Source organism: Blautia hominis (assembly GCA_002270465.1).
GTDB classification, from domain to species: Bacteria; Bacillota; Clostridia; order Lachnospirales; family Lachnospiraceae; genus Blautia; species Blautia hominis.
The window spans coordinates 1-445 of the sequence record NQOF01000028.1 but is presented as its reverse complement, the minus strand read 5'-3'; the positions used below and the strand labels follow the sequence as shown (position 1 = coordinate 445).

At 45.6% G+C, this 445-nt stretch carries 1 protein-coding gene; it reads right to left on the bottom strand.

Going from position 1 to position 445, the window contains the following annotated elements; all coding sequences use genetic code 11:
- Positions 1-445, bottom strand: a 445-nt coding sequence (locus tag CI595_RS26295) for a Wadjet anti-phage system protein JetA family protein (protein ID WP_243135283.1), incomplete at both ends; no start/stop codon positions are given.

Here is a 445-nt window from a genome sequence, read left to right as displayed (position 1 = left end):
AGCTGTCCGTAATTTTTCTGTTCCAGAAGCCGTCCGAAAAACCGATCCATATTGTGGAGCATGTCCTGGAGAACTTTATTCAGTTTTCTCGTATTGACAAGCGCCGACCGCAGCATTCCTGTATTCAGCCTGGGATTATTCTGGAAAGAATAGAGGGTCGCATACACATTTTGAATGTATAGATCCGTCTCATCCATCCCTTCCCGGGTCATCTGTTCAAACGCTTCAATAAACACTGCCGCATAGTCCGGTATGACAATGTTTGTTACAAAGCTTCCGTAATCCTCCGATTTTTTCAGCCACTGGAATCGTACAAGCCAGTTAAGGATGCGGGCCGCCGGCGTTTCCAACATATCAAGTTCACTCTCTGATTCTTCCATTTCCAGACGGATCTTTTTGCTGGCAAAATAGTCACTCAATATCTGAAGGCAGGCATCCCTGCTTA